Source organism: Thalassospira sp. MCCC 1A03138 (genome assembly GCF_002115785.1).
Taxonomy (GTDB): domain Bacteria; phylum Pseudomonadota; class Alphaproteobacteria; order Rhodospirillales; family Thalassospiraceae; genus Thalassospira.
The window spans coordinates 744,124-760,651 of the sequence record NZ_JFJY01000001.1; the positions used below are offsets into that span (position 1 = coordinate 744,124).

Genomic DNA, 16,528 nt, shown 5'->3' on the forward strand with positions numbered 1-16,528 from the left:
TCAGCTCTCCATCACGCCCCGTCGACCCATCAGACCACGCGGACGGGTCAGCAGAATCACGACGGCAACAAGGTAGATGATGATCTGGTCGATACCGGGAAAGATGTCTTTCACTTCGGTCATCGACGAGAAGGATTGCAGGATACCAAGCAGGAAACCTGCCAGAACCGCCCCCGGGAGCGATCCCATGCCACCAACAACAACGACGACAAAGGACAGGACAAGGAAGTCCATCCCCAGGTGATAATCGGGCGGCAAGACAGGCGTATACATCACACCCGCCAACCCTGCGACCACCGCAGCCATGCCAAACACGATGGTAAAGCGACGTTCGATATTGATGCCAAGCAGTTCGACCGTTGCACGGTCGGCCATGCCGGCACGCACTACCATTCCATAGGTCGTGAAATGCAGGAACGAGAAAACAAGACCGATAATAATTGTCGAAAACAGCAGATAAATCAGACGCCACCATGGATAAACCACGGATTCCCCAAGGCCGATCCACGCCCCGATATTGGCGGAACCGGCAACAATTTCCGGCGCACCCTGCGGGATCGGGTTCGCCCCGAAGAAAGATTTGATCAGTTCCTGCAACACGATCGCCAGACCGAATGTCACAAGGATCTGCTCGGCATGGGACCGTTTATAAAAATGCCGGATCAGTGCGCGTTCCATAATCACGCCAATCGCCAGCATGACCGGAATGGCAAGGATGATTGATAACGGCACAGACCAATCAATAATCGCCGTGCCGGTATCGCCAAACCAGACTTCAAGATAAGGCGTTTCCTTGTAGGCATCAAAGAAGGTGACTGACTCGTCCTTGACCCGGACGGAAAGTGTCAGGATTTTTTCCAGCGTCACCGCACAAAAGGCGCCGATCATGAAGATGGCACCATGGGCAAAGTTCACCACGCCAAGCGTGCCGAACACCAGGGTCAGACCAAGGGCAATCAGCGCATAAGCGCCCCCCTTGTCCAGACCGTTCAGGATTTGAAGAAATATAGCGTCCATTGATTATCCGCCGCATGTTCAAAAGGACTTAACGAACAGAAAGCCAAAGCGACTGCCAAAGACAGCGCCCGTCGGGGCAGTCGGGCCGACCATCAAATGACAGTCGGCCCGGCCTGTTGCGTTAGAAAGGGGATCAGACCTTGTACGGGCCGAGTTCCCCGCCGAACATATCGGCCGGATATTCGACCTGCGCGCGCGGAACCTCTTTGACCACTTCAAGAAGGTCAAAGTTGGACTGCGGCTCCTGCTTGCCACGCACGACCAGAACGTCTTTGAAGCACTGGTGATCTTCTGCGCGATACAGGGTCGGACCATTGCCCGCACCATCGAACTCGAAACCTTCAAGCTGCTTGATGACTTCCCAAGGCGCGAAAGTACCGGCCATTTCGCAGGCATTTGCATAAAGCAGTGCCTGGACATAGCAGGTGTGAGCGGCCTGTGACGGCGGGAAGCCGTATTCCTGACCGAACGATTTCACAAACGCCTGCGAACCGGCATCCTGCAATGACCAGTGCCAGTTGGTGGTCCCCAGAATGCCTTTTGCAGCATCACCGGCACCCTGTGCCATCAGACGGGAATACAGCGGAACGACGATTTCGAAGTTCTTGCCATTTACCTGCTTGTCGCGCAGACCGAACTGAACCGCCTGTGTTAGCGAGTTGACCATGTCCTTGCCATAGTGGTTCAGGATCAGGACATCCGCGCCAGAGTTCAGAACCGGCGTGATATATTGCGAGAAGTCACCCGCACCAACCGGTGTGCGAACGGTGTTCACGGTTTCCCAGCCGATATTTTCGGTTGCGGCCTTGATCGATTCTTCCTGGGTCCAGCCCCAGGTGTAATCCGCCGTCAGGTGATAGGCACGACGATCTGTGCCATATTCTTCCTTCAGTATCGGCGCAATCGCCTGACCGGACATGTACGCATTGAAGAAATGGCGGAAGCCATAACGTTTTTTGTCCTTGCCGGTGGTGTCATTCGAGTGAGTCAGACCGGCCATGAAGATCACGCCCATTTCCTGACACAGACCCTGCACGGCCACGGCCACACCGGATGACGAACCACCGGTGATCATTGCAACATTGTCTTTTTCGATCATACGCTTTGCCGAAGCACGTGCCGCATCGGATTTGGTCTGGGTGTCACCGGTCACGAATTCGACCTTCTTGCCCAGAACGCCATTCCCCTTAAGCTCCAGCGGCTTGATGGTATTAAGCATACCGCCATCGCCTTCACCGTTCAGGTGTTTCACAGCGAGCTGATAGGCGCGCAATTCATCGGCGCCCTCATCGGCATACGGACCGGACTGCGGAACGTTAAAACCGAACTTGACGCTGCCCGAGCTACCCGGGTCGCCCCGGAAAGTCTGTGCATGGGCATCTTTGATGAAATGCATCGGGAATGATGCGCCAATTAGCGCAGCCCCGGTTGTCGCAGCCGTTCCTTTAAGAACCGTACGACGGGATACATTTCGGGTGTTCTTGGTCTCCGACATGGTTTTCCTCCCCAATGTCTTGGGATGCGTTTCAGAAAAATCTGAGGCCGCGTTTTTTGGTTAATGTTTTTGTCGACCTGTCAAAACAATGGGGACTAGTTGAAAATGAATCAATATGTGATTGAACAAGAACAGTTTTTTTGTAAATATATGAACAACTCAAATGAAAATTTGTAAATTTTGTCAAGAAAAGGGCACGCCATGTCCCGTCAGGCACCTATCGGACATCGTATTCGCGGACGGCGCAAAGATATCGGCCTGACACAGAATGCCCTGGCCAAGGCCGCGGGAATTTCGCCCTCTTATCTCAATCTGATCGAACATAACCGCCGTGCGATTGGCGGTGGATTACTGCTGCGTTTGGCAAGCGCGCTTGAAATCCAGCCCCATGCCCTGTCAGGGTCGGAAGAAAGCCGCCTGCTTGCCGATCTTGGTGAAGCCTCAACCGATCCGGTTTTTCGTGAAACACCGCTGATCCCGCGTGAATTTCCGGCAATGATCGCAGCAGCACCGGGCATGATTTCCGCCTTCCTGTCGCTTTATCGCGCCTATCGCAACGGGCTAGAGGAAATCGACAATCTGTCCGAACGGCTCAGCCACGATCCGTTCCTGGCCGAGGCCAGCCATTCAATCCTGACCCGCATCACGTCAATCCGAACAGTTGCCGAAATCTTTGACGATTACGATGACCTGCCTGCCGAACAACGGGCGCGCTTCAACGCCACACTGGTCCGGGAATCCCAAAGACTGGCAGAATCAGCAACCGAGATTTTCAGCTTCCTTGAACGCGGTGATGCCGGACGCCCTGCCGCCAGCCCCGCCGAGGAAGTCGACGACCTGCTTTATGACAATGCCAACTATTTCCCGACACTCGAAGATCGGGCGGATGAGATGCGGGCTGTCATTGATCCCGCAGGTGGATTGTTTCTGACCGACCTGATCAAGCATCTGGAACGACATCATCAAATCCGGGTTGATCGTTTGCCCCCCGAAGATTTGCCCGCATCTGGGTTCGACTGGAACCGCGCGGATTCCCATCTTCGGTTTTCGCGCGCGATGCCGATCACCTCGACACGCTTTCATGCTGCACGGATCATTTGCCGACTGGAAGGCGAGGATACGGTCAATGACATCCTGGACCGCGCCAACCTTGGCACCGATGCCGCCCGCCAACGCGCAGGCGAGGCCCTGATATCCTACTTCGCGGCCGCCCTTCTGTTCCCCTATGACAGCTTCCGGGCCGAGGCCCAGATTTTGCGGCATGACATCGAATTGCTGCAGCAACGCTTTGCCGCAAGCTGGGAGCAGGTCTGCCACCGCCTGACGACCTTGCGCCGCCCGGGTGCAGAAGGCATTCCGTTCCACTTCATGCGCACCGATATTGCTGGCAATATTTCCAAACGTTTTTCGGCATCCGGCCTGCAATTACCGCGTTACAGCGGTGCCTGCCCTCGTTGGGTAGTTCACGAAGCCTATTTGACGCCAGAACGGGTAATACCGCAGTTTGTTCGCCTGCCCGATGAAAGCGAATATCTTTTTATTGCGCGTGCGGTGCGCACTGGTGCCGGAGGGTATAGGGTGCCGCAATCGGTTTATTCCGTTATGATCGGTTGCGACACGGCCTTTGCCCGTGACATTGTTTATGCAGACGGATTACCGCTTGATACCCCGCAGGCCGCAGTTCCGGTTGGCATTGGATGCCGTCAATGCCCACGTATGGAATGCATGCAGCGCGCCTATGCGGTTGCCGATACAGGGCACGAGATCCATACCACCCCAAAGTAGCATTAAAACTCGCGCAATAACCGGTTAGGATCGAATATATAATAATTCGAATATTGGGGAGAACGTCCGTGACGGAGAGACCGAAGGTCCTGATAGCCGAGGACGAGGAAACCATCGTCGAATCGCTTAGCTTTCTGATGGAGAAGGAAGGCTATGACGTCAGCGTTGCAACCGATGGCCAGATGGCCATCGCAATGATTGTGCGCGACCTTCCTGACATGGTTCTGCTTGATGTCATGATGCCGGGCTGTGACGGCTTTGATGTTGTCCGCGCCGTTCGCGAAAATCCTCAAACCCGTCCCGTTCCGATCATGATGTTGACGGCCAAAACCCGTGAGGTCGACCGACGCAAAGGACTTGAGCTTGGCGTTGACGACTTTGTCACCAAACCGTTTTCCACCCGCGATGTGGTTTCACGCGTCAAAGCCATGCTGGCTGGCGACCGGAACTAGGCGCAAAAAAGCGGGAGCTGGCCAATGACCCCACCCCGGAAACTTACCGAACGCGCCTTTGTTCTTGCCCTTGTTGCGTTCTTTGCATGGATCCCGCCTTTGGTCGGGGTCTTTTCGCTTGAAGGAACGCTGTTCGGGTTACCCATCCTGTTCGTTTATTTCTTTGCCGGCTGGGCCTTGCTTATCGGCTGCTGTGCGCTCATCACCCGCGCCCTCCGTCACAGCATCCAGACGGAGGAAAGGGAATAGGCATGCTATCCTCCGAACTGGTGATCACGGTTTCGCTTGCTTATGTCGGATTGCTTTATGCCATCGCATGGTGGGGGGACAAACGGGCACGCGACGGACGATCATGGGTGCGCAATCCGACTGTCTATACCCTATCCATTGCGGTCTATTGCACATCCTGGACATTTTATGGCGCGGTCGGGTCGGCTGCACGAAACGGCCTTGAATATCTGACGATCTATCTCGGACCGACAGTCATTTTCCTTGGATGGTGGTTTTTGCTGCGCAAGATGTTGCGCATCTCCAAGGCGCATCGCATCACATCCATCGCCGATTTCATTTCATCGCGCTATGGCAAAAGCACGCAATTATCGATGCTGGTTACCCTGATCACGGTGATCGGAACAACGCCTTATATCGCGCTCCAGCTTAAGGCGATTGCCACCAGCTATACCGTTCTGACCGTCTGGGGCGGGGCGATGACCGGCCCGGTCGTCAATCAGGTACCCATGTTTGCCGATAGCGGCTTTTGGGCAGCCCTTGGTCTTGCCCTGTTTGGCATTCTGTTTGGCACCCGGTTTATTGATGCGGATGAACATCACGAAGGCATGGTCGCAGCCATCGCCTTTGAAAGCCTTGTCAAAATGTTCGCTCTGCTTGCTGTCGGCATTTTTGTCTGCTTCTTCATGTTTGCCGGATTGGGCGATCTGTTTGATCAGGCCGCGGCAAATCCACAAACCGCATCCTTGCTGCAACTGCCCGAAAACGGCAGCGCACGCTGGATGACGTTGATGATGCTGTCCATGGCGGCAATCCTGACATTGCCGCGGCAGTTTCAGGTCATCATCGTCGAAAATGTCGATGAACGCCACCTGTCGACCGCAAGCTGGGCCTTTCCGCTTTATCTGCTGGCGATGAATTTGTTCGTCCTGCCAATTGCCTTGGCGGGCCTTGGCGTTTTGCCAAGCTGGGCCGATCCGGATTTCTTTGTGATTTCCGTACCCCTTTTTGAGGGCCATTCGCTACTGGCCCTGATTGCCTATGTCGGTGGATTATCCGCCAGCACCAGCATGGTGATCGTCGCAACAATCGCACTCTCGACCATGGTCTGTAACGACCTTGTCGTGCCCGCCTTGCTGCGCATTCGGTGGCTGCGCGTCACCGAACGCGATGATCTTACCGGCCTTCTGATCTTCATCCGGCGCGCTTCCATTGTGCTGGTGGTGTTTATGGGCTTTGCCTATTACCGGTCGGCCGGAGCCAGCGATGCATTGGCTGAAATCGGCCTGATATCCTTTGCCTCCACCGCACAATTCATCCCGATCATGATTGGCGGCCTGTACTGGAAGGGGGGCACCAAAACCGGTGCGCAGGTTGGCCTTGTGATCGGTTTTGCCATCTGGGCCTATACCCTGCTGCTGCCATCGCTTGCCGATAGCGGCTGGATGAACCCGACACTGATCGAACATGGTGCATTTGGTCACCCCTGGCTTCGACCTGAAAGCCTGTTTGGTTTAACCGGGTTCGAGCCACTCACCCATGCCCTGATCTGGTCAATCACACTCAATACAGCGGCCTATGTCCTGATCAGCCTGTTCACATCGCCAAGCGCGTTGGAACGCATTCAGGCCACCCTGTTTGTCGATGCGTTTCTGCGCAAAGGTCAGGAAACCGTCATATGGCGGTCATCGGCAACGATTGACGATCTGTATGAACTGGTTGAACGTTTTCTGGGCCGTGAACGCGCGTTTCATTCCTTTCGCGATTTCGGCTGGACGCGCGAAACGCCCTGGCGCGGCAAAGGCGAAGCCAATGCCGACATGATCGCCTTTACCGAACGGCTGCTTGCCGGGTCCATCGGGGCGGCTTCGGCGCGCGTAATGGTTTCCTCGGTCGCCAAGGGGGAAATGGTCAGTCTTGATGAAGTCCTCGAAATTCTCGAGGAAACGTCGCATGTGATCGAATATTCCCAGCGCCTTGAACAGAAATCGCACGAATTGGAACGTGCAGCGGCCGAACTTCGCGCTGCCAATGAACGGCTTAAGGAACTTGATCGCCTGAAAGACGAATTCCTGACCATGGTCAGTCATGAATTCAGAACGCCGCTCACCTCAATCCGGTCCTTCTCCGAAATCCTTGTCGACACACCGGAACTTGATCCGGAACGCGCCGAACATTTCATGGGAATTATCGTGCGCGAAAGCGAACGCCTGACCCGTCTGATTGACGACCATCTTGATCTTGCCAGGCTTGAGGCCGGTCATTCCGACTGGCGCCCGGAAAATGTTGATCCGCGGTCCGTCCTTTACGAAAGCGTCGAAGCAATCAAAGGATTGCTCGACAACAAGGGGGTTGATCTGGAACTCGACTTGTCGCCCGCGACTGTCACGCTGCATGTGGATCGCGACCGGCTGACACAGGTCTTTATCAACCTGTTGTCGAACGCCGCAAAATTTTCTGCGGCCCGTGATCCCAGCGTAAAGGTCCGCGGTGAAGTCATGGATGGCGGTTATCTTGTTTCGATCACCGATAACGGAAACGGCATCACCAAAGACGAACAGGCGGTAATCTTCAATAAATTTGCCCGCGGCGGGAAATACCCCGATGACAAACCCCGTCCGTCCGGTTCCGGCCTTGGTCTGGCTATCGCCAGACATGTCGTGGAACATTGCAAAGGCAAGATCTGGGTTGAGAGTCCACCGGGTCGTGGTGCGACCTTCAGGGTCTTTGTTCCCGCCGCCTGATTGCCAGCCCAACCCCATTTTAACCATTCCAATTGGCGTTTACCCATCGGTTACCCCCGCTCATCAGAAGATAAATCATAATTTATCGAGAGAGATGAGGCGGTCATGCAGTATCAGCTAAAAATAAACGGAGAATCCCGTACCGTCGAAGCAGAACCCGGCACCCCGCTATTATGGGTTCTGCGTGACGGACTGGAACTTACCGGCACCAAGTTTGGATGTGGCGTTGCCTATTGCGGCGCCTGTACCGTCCACATTGACGGGTATCCGACCCGTTCCTGCCAGACCTTTATTGAAGACGCTGTCGACAGCGAAATCACGACGATTGAAGGCGCAACCGACAAGATCGCCCAAGCTGTCCAGGCCGCATGGCGCGAAAAGGACGTCGTGCAATGTGGCTGGTGTCAATCCGGACAGATCATGTCGGCCATCGGCCTTCTGACCGAGAATCCGAAACCGACGGACGATGAAATCAAGGAATACATGTACGGCAATGCGTGCCGTTGTGTGACCTATGTACGCATCAACGAAGCCATCAAACTGGCGTCTGAAAAGCTGGAGGCATAAGTCATGACAATCAATGTATCACGTCGCGGCTTCATGATCGGATCAGCCGCCGGTACCGCCGCCCTTCTGGTCGGCGTCAATGCCAAGGGCGTTCTTGCAGCAGGCAGCGGTGTGGCTGCCGCAACCGACCTTAACCCGTTTGTCAAAATCGATGCCGATGGCACGGTAACCGTCATCATCAAACATTTTGAAATGGGCCAAGGCACGACCACCGGCCTGACGACACTGGTTGCCGAGGAACTCGACGCCGATTGGGCGACGGTTCAGACGGCATTCGCCCCTGCCGACAATGAACGTTATGCCAACCTGTTCTTCCATGCACAGGGAACCGGTGGCTCAACATCCATCGCCAATTCCTTCATGCAATATCGCGAAGCCGGTGCTGCAGCGCGTGATCTTCTGGTCCGTGCGGCTGCCCAGAACTGGGGTGTCGATGCCAGCAGCATCACCGTTGAAAACGGTATGCTGAAATCCGGTGGCAATTCCGGTCATTTCGGAGAATTTGTTGCGATTGCAGCAACCCTTGAGGCGGTTGAAAAACCAACCGTTAAAACCCCGGATCAGTTCAAGTTGATTGGCAGCGACAAACTGCATCGCAAGGACAACACCGACAAGACGAACGGCACCGCAATCTTTGCAATGGATGTCAATCTGCCGGGGATGATCTATGCCGCGATCATGCGCAGCCCGAAGTTCGGTGGCACCGTCACCTCCTTTGACGACACTGCGTCCAAAGATGTTGCAGGGTTCATTGCCGCACAAATTCTGCCCAACAAGGCAGGAGTTGTGGCGTTTGGCAAAAACACCTGGGCTGCGTTTCAGGCACGTGATGCCCTTTCTGTTGAATGGGATTTCAGCCAGGCCGAAACACGCAGCACGGATGCCATGATTGCCGATCACAAGGCACTGCTCGATGCGCCGCAGTTTGACGCCAATCATGAAGTCCCGCTGGCATCCGTTGAACCGCTTCTGGCCAATGCCACCAAAACCATTGACGCAGAATTCACCTTCCCGTTTCTGGCCCATGCACCGCTGGAGCCGGAAAACTGCATCATCGAGCCAACCGAAAATGGCGTTCGCCTACATGATGGCTGCCAGTTTCCGACCCTGACCCGGCCAATGGTCGCAGCCGCCCTTGGACTGGAACCGTCACAGGTCGAGATCAGAACGCTTTATGCCGGCGGTTCGTTCGGTCGTCGTGCCAACGGCGCCTCCGACTATAATGTCGAAGCCGCCATGGCCTTTGCCGTTTCGGGCCGCAAGGTTCCTGTCAAACTGGTCTGGAGCCGCGAAGACGATATTCGCGGCGGTTATTACCGCCCAATGGCCGTACACCGGGCAAAAATCGGTCTGGATAGTGATGGCAAGATTATTGGCTGGGATCACCGGATGGCTGTCAAATCCATCATGAAGGGTGGCCCGATGGAAGGTATGGTACAGGATGGCATCGACCCGACATCGGTCGAGGGTGTCACCGAAAGTCTTTATACCATCCCCAACCATGGCATCGGGTTAAGCGACTTCCAGACCCCGACCCCCATATTGTGGTGGCGTTCGGTGGGACATACCCACACCGGATATGTCATGGAAACACTGATGGATATGCTCGCAACCGAAACGGGGCAGGACCCGATCGAAATGCGCCTTGCGATGCTTGATCCGGCAGGCACCAATCAGGCCCGCATGACCGAAGCCATCAAGCTTGTCCGTGAGATATCCGGATGGGAAAAGGGCGACAAACGTGGTTTTGCCGCGCACCTTTCGTTCAATACCTGCGTTGCGGTTGTTGCCGACGTCACGGTCGAGGACACCAGTGTGCATGTGAACAAACTGTTTATGGCGGTTGAATGCGGGGTAGCTGTTAACCCCGATGTCATCCGCGCACAGATGGAAGGCGGTGCCGGTTATGCATTATGTGCCGCCTTCCGCAACGAAATCACCCTGACGGATGGTGAAGTCGACCAGTTCAACTTCCCGGATTACGAACTGCTTCGAAATGCCGAAATGCCTGCCATCGAAGTGGCAATTGTTCAATCGAACAATGCCCCTACGGGCGTTGGCGAACCGGGCGTCCCCCCGACCGCTCCGGCTGTTGCCAACGCCATTTTTGCCAAAACCGGAAAACGGATCACGGATCTTCCGATGACCAAAGCCGGTTTCGACTTCGTGTAAGGCATGCTGCCCGGGGGATCACTTTCGGGTCCCCACCCGTCCCCCGGGCAGCCCCTTTTGCGGGAGCACATCATGAGTAACCAGTTATCAGTCATGCTACGCGCCTGGCAGGAAAACAAGACAGATACCGAATGGGTTCTGGGTACGGTTTATCGTACCGAGGGTTCGGCCTATCGCAAGGCCGGGGCCATGATGCTGATCAACGGGCAGGGGCAGCAATTCGGGCTGCTTAGCGGCGGCTGCCTTGAAGCCGATATCATTCGTAACGCAAGGCGCGCCATGGTTACCGGCAAAACGGTCATGCTGGTTTATGATGGCAATGACGAAGACGACCTGTCATTCCGGCTTGGTGTTGGTTGCGGCGGCAAGGTATTCATCATGCTGCAACCCCTTGACCACGCAAATGACCTTGGGCTTTCCGATCTTTGCGGTGCTTTGATGGTGCGCCAAAGCGGTCTGTATTTTCAGAAAGTCGGCGATACCCGCGGATATTTCAAACATGCGGACCATACCGGCCAGCGCACCGGCTATATCGAAAACCGGTCTGATGGTGACTGGCTTGTAACCCCGATTGTGCCTGAACCCCACATCCTGATCATCGGGGGTGGATTGGATGCGCGGCCTGTGGTTTCCATCGCACATGAAATGGGCTGGAAAACCACATTGGTTGACCCGCGCCCCGCGAATGCCCGCCCCGAACATTTCGCGAAGGCAGACAACATCCTGCGTCAGATCGACACAACAATGGTTGACTATGTTGCGCAACATCGTGTCGATGCGGCAATCCTGATGTCGCACAGCATTGATATTGATGCCAAGGCTCTTCAAATTCTGAAATCCAGCCAGCTGCGTCATGTCTCCATGCTTGGCCCGCGGCATCGTTTTGTCGATGTTCTTGAACGTGCGGAAATTGCCAAGCTTGCCCTGCCCTTCCCGGTAGCCAGCCCCGCCGGGATCGATATTGGCGGACAACTACCCGAAAGCATCGCACTTTCAATGTTATCGGGTATTCATGCGGCACTTTACAAACTTGATGCCGCCCCGGCACTCGCTCAGGCGGCTGAATGATGAAGATTGCCGGTCTTATCCTTGCAGCGGGTGAAAGCACACGATTTGGCGGACGCAAACAGCTTGCCGATATCGATGGCAAGCCGATGCTGGAGCACGCCATTAATCAGCTTCGTCCCATTTTCAACGATGATCTTTATGTCGTGCTGGGAGCATTTCGCGATGAAATCCTTTCGGTGATCAGCAATCGCGCAAAAACCATCACGAATGATAATTGGCAATTTGGCATGGGATCATCGATTGCAGCAGGGATTGCCGGAATTTGCGCCGAAGGAACATATGACGGTGTTCTAATCTCCCTTTCGGATCAGATCGGGTTAACCGGCAACGACTATCAGAAACTTCTGAATGCCTTTGACGGAAGCCACGTCATAGCATCCCGGTATAAGGAAATGAACGGCGTCCCCGCCCTGTTTCCAGCCGCATATTTCCCGGAACTTTCCAAGTTGGACGGCGCCCGCGGTGCACAACAGGTGCTCAATAGCAGCAGTCACGATATCAGTGCGATCGCCATGCCAAATGCAGCGTTCGACATCGACACCCAGGATGATCTGAAACTGTTTGCCAACCGGCTTTTCGAACCGGGCTGACCTTTCACCGCTTTTAGGGCAATCTGGTATCTTCAGCATCTGGCAAAATCGCCGAAACCGGAACCACAAGCACATGAAATCAACCGCCAACATCATGGTCCTTCTGGTCGAGGACAACATGGATATTGCCGGAACAATAAGCGATTACCTGACAATAGAAGGCATCGAATGCGATCACGCCTTTGATGGGGAAACGGGTTTTCAGCGCGCACTGACTGGCGAATATGATGTGATATTGCTTGATATCATGTTGCCGTTTCGCGATGGCATCAGCATCTGCAACGCCTTGCGCAACGAGGGGATCGACACCCCGGTTCTGATGCTGACAGCGCGCGATACACTCGCAGACAAGCTTGAAGGTTTCAGTGCCGGGGCGGATGATTATCTGGTCAAACCTTTTGCGCTTGAAGAACTTCTGATGCGTACAAGGGTTCTGTCGCGCCGCCGCAGTGGCGAAATCCGGCGGTTTTCGCTTGGCGATCTGATCGTTGATTTTGAAAACAGACATGTTGCGCGATCCGGACAGGCAATCAGTCTGTCCCCGACAAGCTGGACCATTCTGGAAGTTCTTGCCCAGAACAGTCCTCATGTCGTGACACGGTCACGATTGTCGATGGCATTGTGGCAGGGCGATCCGCCAGATACCAATGCGCTTAAAACGCATCTTTACAAATTGCGAATGCGCATCGACAAACCATTCGATCAAAACCTGATACATACAGTTGCCGGCCAGGGCGTGGCCCTTCGCGAGTAAAAGAAATGCATTCCTGCGCACCAATCCAGAAAACTTTTTCCCGCTTTGTGCGGAACTACGTTTTGCTGGCACTTGTCATTACGCTGGTGATCTATACCGGCATCGTTAATTTCTACATGCTGTATGGCAAGTGGATGGTCGCGAGTTTCCAGTTGCAGACCATCGCGGAACAATATGATGAAATGCGCGCCAAAGACCCGGCGACCCCGCTTCCCAACGGCTTCAACATCCAGACCTTCACGGATTATGATGCGTTACCGGAACGCCTGCGCGACCGCTACAAGCCCGATGATATCGATCCGGGCGAGCTTTACTATCTGAACACCGATAAATATGCCGCAGAAAAAGACCCCGATAACCCGGTCTTTCTGGTGTTTCCCCATATTCTTGCCGACGGCACGCAAATCATGCTGCTGCAAACCTATCACGCGGGTGATGAGGACAGCGTCTATTTTGCGCGCCTGCACAAACTGGCCTTTCTTTCCATCCCGTTTGCGCTTGGCGTTGTTACGATATTTGCCTATGTGCTTTGGCTGATCGGCAAACGCATGACGCAGCCATCGGAGAACCTGCAAAGCTGGGCAAAAACCCTGTCGACGGAAAATCTCGATCAACCGGTCCCCGATTTCGGCTTTACCGAACTCAATGATGTCGCCAAGGAACTGCACCAGTCACTTGTAAGGGTCGACAAGTTCGTGACACGTGAACGCGAATTCCTCCGTCAGGCCAGCCATGAATTGCGAACCCCGGTAACGATTGTCAGCGGCAATGTCGAATTGCTCGATAAAACACCGTTAAACGAAATTCAGGTCCGGCTGGCCGCGCGCATCAAACGCGCCAACCGCAACATGCAGCAATTGATTGAAACCCTGCTTTGGCTGGGGCGCGAAGCAACGCCGAACGGTATTCAGGAAAAGATCGACTATCCGGCCTTCGTGCGCGAAGCCATCGTTGATCTTGCCTATCTGACAGACGGCAAGAACCTGACATGCGAATTCAGTGCCGATGATGAAAGCGGCGAGATCATTGCATCGCCTGCCGCCCTGATGATTGTCGTATCCAACCTGATCCGCAATGCGTTCGAACACACCCCCAAGGGGCAGGTGACTGTCCGGCTTGAAGCCAACAGACTGATTGTCGAAAACAACCTGATGACCTGTGCCGGCGATTATGTCCGCGATCAGGGCGAAGGCATCGGCCTGCATCTGGTGCGCCGGATTTGCGAACGCTGCAACTGGCATTGCGATACAACCTTCCTTGCCGCGGGCGGCATGCGCGCAATCTTCGCAGTCAGCAACCACACCTGAGGCCCCACAGCACGCCAATACCCGATATGGAAAAAGAAATGCCATTATAGAGCAGCTATTTCCTGAACAACTTCAAAATCGACGAACAACAAGTCCGCACAGAACGCGGAGGACAGGATATTGTATAAATTTACCCTCGACTCTTTAAAAAGAGTCCAGTAGCGTATGATTAATCGATTAACCAGTTAATCAATGTTGCCAGATCACATCTTTTGGATGTTTGACGGGGGTATTAAGTGGCTTCACCGCGTTCCGGACCGAATATGAGCATGATTGCCGACGCCTTGGGCGTGTCTTCGGCAACCGTATCGAACGCGCTGTCGGGAAAGGGCCGGGTATCGGCCAATTTGGTCGATAAAATCCGCAAAAAAGCCGACGAACTTGGTTATGTTCCCAGCAATGCAGGCCGTGCACTGCGCACGGGCCGATCAAATGTTCTGGGGCTTGTCCTTCCCGATATTTCCAATCCGCTGTTCCCGCAAATTGCGCAGGCTATGGAAGCGGCGGCATCAAATGTCGGATATGGGGTTCTGATTGCGGACTCGCGTGGCAAGGTCACCACCCAGACACAGGCCATCAGTCGCCTGATCGAACGAGGTGTTGATGGTCTGGTCGTCATTCCGCGTCGTGGCACACGGATCGGCGATGTTGGATGTCCTGTCGCAATGGTCGATACCCCTTCAACACCGGGCAACACCGTTTCGGCGGACCATTGGGAAGGCGGGGCGAAGGTTGCGCGCCATCTGGTCGATCTGGGGCATAAGAATTTTCTTCTGGTCGGGCATGATCCGGCATCGAATGTGCAAAATGACCGCATCGGCGGCATGAAATCGGCACTTGGCCGCAATACCCGTCATACGACGATCTGGCTTGAAACATTGATGCACGAACGTGGCGAACGGGCATCGCTTGGCCTGATTGACCACATCAAAAACGATGTGACCGCGATTGCTGCCGTTTCGGATTTACATGCTCTTCGCGTTCTGACCGAATTGCAGACCGCCGGGATCAAGGTCCCTCAGCAGGTCAGCGTAACCGGTTTTGACGATCTGATTTTTTCCCCCGTGGTGACCCCGTCGCTAACCACGGTGCATATGGATATGGCCCGGATTGCCGAGCTGGCCATCGCCGCCCTTGTCCGTGAAATCGAACAGGGCAAACCCGCCGGTCAAAATGGCAAGGCGGCAAAACAGACCGTCACTGCCGATACGTCCAAGGTTTCGATGGAACTAATGGTTCGCGCGTCAAGCGGACCGGCAGCTTCCCCAGACGCACCCTTCCCAACCGGAGAAACGCTGTGATGCCGATGAAAAAACTGCTTATGGCTTCTGCTGCCCTTTTGCTGTCCGTAAGTGCGGCAAAGGCCCAGGAAAAGACCCTGACCATTTCGGTCTATGGTTTTGCACAGGATGAATTCAAGAAAATCCTGTATGACCCGTTCGAAGAAAAATGCGGTTGCGAACTGGTTGTCGAAACCGGCAACTCGGTCGAACGTCTTGCCAAAATCGAAGCCAACAAAGCCGATCCGGTCATCGACCTTGCGGTTATTTCCATGCGTGATGCACTGGCAGCTGCCAAGGACGGCCTAACCGACAAAGTCGACACATCAAAACTGTCGAACTTTGACAAACTCTACGACATTGCCAAAGACCCGAACGGCGATGGCATGAGCATCGGTTATACCTTCTATGCCAGCTCGATTGCCTATCGTTCTGACAAGATGACAGTCGAAAGCTGGGCGGACCTTCTGGCCGAAGACGTGGTTGATCATGTTGCCCTTCCGAACGTCACCACCACACAGGGCCCGCTGACGCTTTATATGCTCGGCAAGGCCCTTGGCGATGAAGACCCATCGCTGAAAACCCCGATTGCCGCCGTTGGCGAAAAGAAGGACGAGATCGTTACCTTCTATGTCCGTTCTTCCCAACTGGTGCAGTTGATGCAGCAGGAAGAAATCTGGGCCGCACCCATCGGGCGTTTTGCATGGTCCGGTTTTTCGAAAATGGATTTGCCGATCAAATGGGCAACGCCGAAGGAAGGCCAGTCCGGCGGCATGAATGTCATGGTCCTGACCAAAGGCAGCAAGAACCGCGACCTTGCGCTTGAATTCATGGATTTATGGCTTTCGACCGAAATCCAGACGGCATTGGCAGAAAACCTTGTCGACAGCCCGGCCAACAAGGACGTCAAGGTTTCCGACGAGATTGCCGAAAACCTGACCTATGGGGCCGATACCGTTGCCAATCTGCATCTGATCCCGTCACAGGTTGCCATCGACAATCAGGAAACCTGGTTGTCGGAATGGAACAACAAGGTCGGCCAGTAATCGCCACCATGATCATTATCGGA

General features: G+C 54.6%; 14 protein-coding genes. 12 read left to right on the forward strand and 2 right to left on the reverse strand.

Features of this window, described 5'->3' with window-relative positions; all coding sequences use genetic code 11:
• Together TH468_RS03470 and TH468_RS03475 are read right to left on the reverse strand one after the other, a co-directional pair.
• Positions 1 to 1,017 carry a branched-chain amino acid ABC transporter permease gene (locus tag TH468_RS03470; protein WP_085642205.1) on the reverse strand — a complete coding sequence of 339 codons (1,017 nt, stop codon included), beginning with the start codon at positions 1,015 to 1,017 and terminating at the stop codon, positions 1 to 3.
• Positions 1,018 to 1,150: 133 nt separating this feature from the next.
• Entirely contained in the window at positions 1,151 to 2,512 is a 1,362-nt protein-coding gene (locus tag TH468_RS03475) for an ABC transporter substrate-binding protein (RefSeq protein ID WP_085642206.1), read from the reverse strand.
• 201 nt (positions 2,513 to 2,713) lie between these two features.
• Between TH468_RS03475 and TH468_RS03480 the strand changes: the two genes are divergently transcribed.
• The 12 genes from TH468_RS03480 to TH468_RS03535 all read left to right on the forward strand — a co-directional run bounded on the left by TH468_RS03480 (position 2,714) and on the right by TH468_RS03535 (position 16,505).
• Entirely contained in the window at positions 2,714 to 4,297 is a 1,584-nt protein-coding gene (locus tag TH468_RS03480) for a helix-turn-helix domain-containing protein (RefSeq protein ID WP_085642207.1), read from the forward strand.
• A gap of 68 nt (positions 4,298 to 4,365) precedes the next feature.
• Positions 4,366 to 4,749 carry a response regulator transcription factor gene (locus TH468_RS03485; protein ID WP_231858231.1) on the forward strand — a complete coding sequence of 128 codons (384 nt, stop codon included), beginning with the start codon at positions 4,366 to 4,368 and terminating at the stop codon, positions 4,747 to 4,749.
• A gap of 24 nt (positions 4,750 to 4,773) precedes the next feature.
• Positions 4,774 to 4,998, forward strand: coding sequence for a hypothetical protein (locus TH468_RS03490; RefSeq protein ID WP_062951500.1), 225 nt, complete (start codon positions 4,774 to 4,776; stop codon positions 4,996 to 4,998).
• Between the two features lie 2 nt (positions 4,999 to 5,000).
• Positions 5,001 to 7,721 (forward strand): sensor histidine kinase, encoded by a 2,721-nt coding sequence (locus tag TH468_RS03495; protein ID WP_085642208.1) that lies wholly within the window; start codon positions 5,001 to 5,003, stop codon positions 7,719 to 7,721.
• 105 nt (positions 7,722 to 7,826) lie between these two features.
• A complete protein-coding gene (locus TH468_RS03500) occupies positions 7,827 to 8,288 on the forward strand; it encodes a (2Fe-2S)-binding protein (protein WP_062951502.1) in 462 nt (153 codons plus the stop codon).
• Positions 8,289 to 8,291: 3 nt separating this feature from the next.
• Positions 8,292 to 10,460 carry a xanthine dehydrogenase family protein molybdopterin-binding subunit gene (locus tag TH468_RS03505; RefSeq protein ID WP_085642209.1) on the forward strand — a complete coding sequence of 723 codons (2,169 nt, stop codon included), beginning with the start codon at positions 8,292 to 8,294 and terminating at the stop codon, positions 10,458 to 10,460.
• A gap of 72 nt (positions 10,461 to 10,532) precedes the next feature.
• Complete coding sequence (locus TH468_RS03510; protein WP_085642210.1) at positions 10,533 to 11,528, forward strand: XdhC family protein; 996 nt, start codon at positions 10,533 to 10,535, stop codon at positions 11,526 to 11,528.
• Complete coding sequence (locus tag TH468_RS03515; RefSeq protein WP_085642211.1) at positions 11,525 to 12,118, forward strand: NTP transferase domain-containing protein; 594 nt, start codon at positions 11,525 to 11,527, stop codon at positions 12,116 to 12,118. The genes TH468_RS03510 and TH468_RS03515 overlap by 4 nt, the downstream gene beginning before the upstream one ends.
• 73 nt (positions 12,119 to 12,191) lie before the next feature.
• Complete coding sequence (locus tag TH468_RS03520) at positions 12,192 to 12,872, forward strand: response regulator transcription factor (RefSeq protein WP_085642212.1); 681 nt, start codon at positions 12,192 to 12,194, stop codon at positions 12,870 to 12,872.
• Between the two features lie 62 nt (positions 12,873 to 12,934).
• Complete coding sequence (locus TH468_RS03525) at positions 12,935 to 14,179, forward strand: HAMP domain-containing sensor histidine kinase (RefSeq protein ID WP_085642456.1); 1,245 nt, start codon at positions 12,935 to 12,937, stop codon at positions 14,177 to 14,179.
• A gap of 263 nt (positions 14,180 to 14,442) precedes the next feature.
• Positions 14,443 to 15,480: a LacI family DNA-binding transcriptional regulator gene (locus tag TH468_RS03530; protein ID WP_139834622.1), complete on the forward strand. Its 1,038-nt coding sequence runs from the start codon at positions 14,443 to 14,445 to the stop codon at positions 15,478 to 15,480.
• On the forward strand, positions 15,480 to 16,505 hold the full coding sequence (locus TH468_RS03535; protein ID WP_246832200.1) for an ABC transporter substrate-binding protein: 1,026 nt from the start codon (positions 15,480 to 15,482) through the stop codon (positions 16,503 to 16,505). The genes TH468_RS03530 and TH468_RS03535 overlap by 1 nt, the downstream gene beginning before the upstream one ends.
• The last annotated feature ends 23 nt before the right edge of the window (positions 16,506 to 16,528 follow it).

Coding starts and splice junctions, on each gene's coding strand:
- TH468_RS03470 (WP_085642205.1), bottom strand. CDS start 1,017: ATGGACGCTATATTTCTTCAAATCCTGAACGGTCTGGACAAGGGGGGC.
- TH468_RS03475 (WP_085642206.1), bottom strand. CDS start 2,512: ATGTCGGAGACCAAGAACACCCGAAATGTATCCCGTCGTACGGTTCTT.
- TH468_RS03480 (WP_085642207.1), top strand. CDS start 2,714: ATGTCCCGTCAGGCACCTATCGGACATCGTATTCGCGGACGGCGCAAA.
- TH468_RS03490 (WP_062951500.1), top strand. CDS start 4,774: ATGACCCCACCCCGGAAACTTACCGAACGCGCCTTTGTTCTTGCCCTT.
- TH468_RS03495 (WP_085642208.1), top strand. CDS start 5,001: ATGCTATCCTCCGAACTGGTGATCACGGTTTCGCTTGCTTATGTCGGA.
- TH468_RS03500 (WP_062951502.1), top strand. CDS start 7,827: ATGCAGTATCAGCTAAAAATAAACGGAGAATCCCGTACCGTCGAAGCA.
- TH468_RS03505 (WP_085642209.1), top strand. CDS start 8,292: ATGACAATCAATGTATCACGTCGCGGCTTCATGATCGGATCAGCCGCC.
- TH468_RS03510 (WP_085642210.1), top strand. CDS start 10,533: ATGAGTAACCAGTTATCAGTCATGCTACGCGCCTGGCAGGAAAACAAG.
- TH468_RS03515 (WP_085642211.1), top strand. CDS start 11,525: ATGATGAAGATTGCCGGTCTTATCCTTGCAGCGGGTGAAAGCACACGA.
- TH468_RS03520 (WP_085642212.1), top strand. CDS start 12,192: ATGAAATCAACCGCCAACATCATGGTCCTTCTGGTCGAGGACAACATG.
- TH468_RS03530 (WP_139834622.1), top strand. CDS start 14,443: ATGAGCATGATTGCCGACGCCTTGGGCGTGTCTTCGGCAACCGTATCG.
- TH468_RS03535 (WP_246832200.1), top strand. CDS start 15,480: ATGCCGATGAAAAAACTGCTTATGGCTTCTGCTGCCCTTTTGCTGTCC.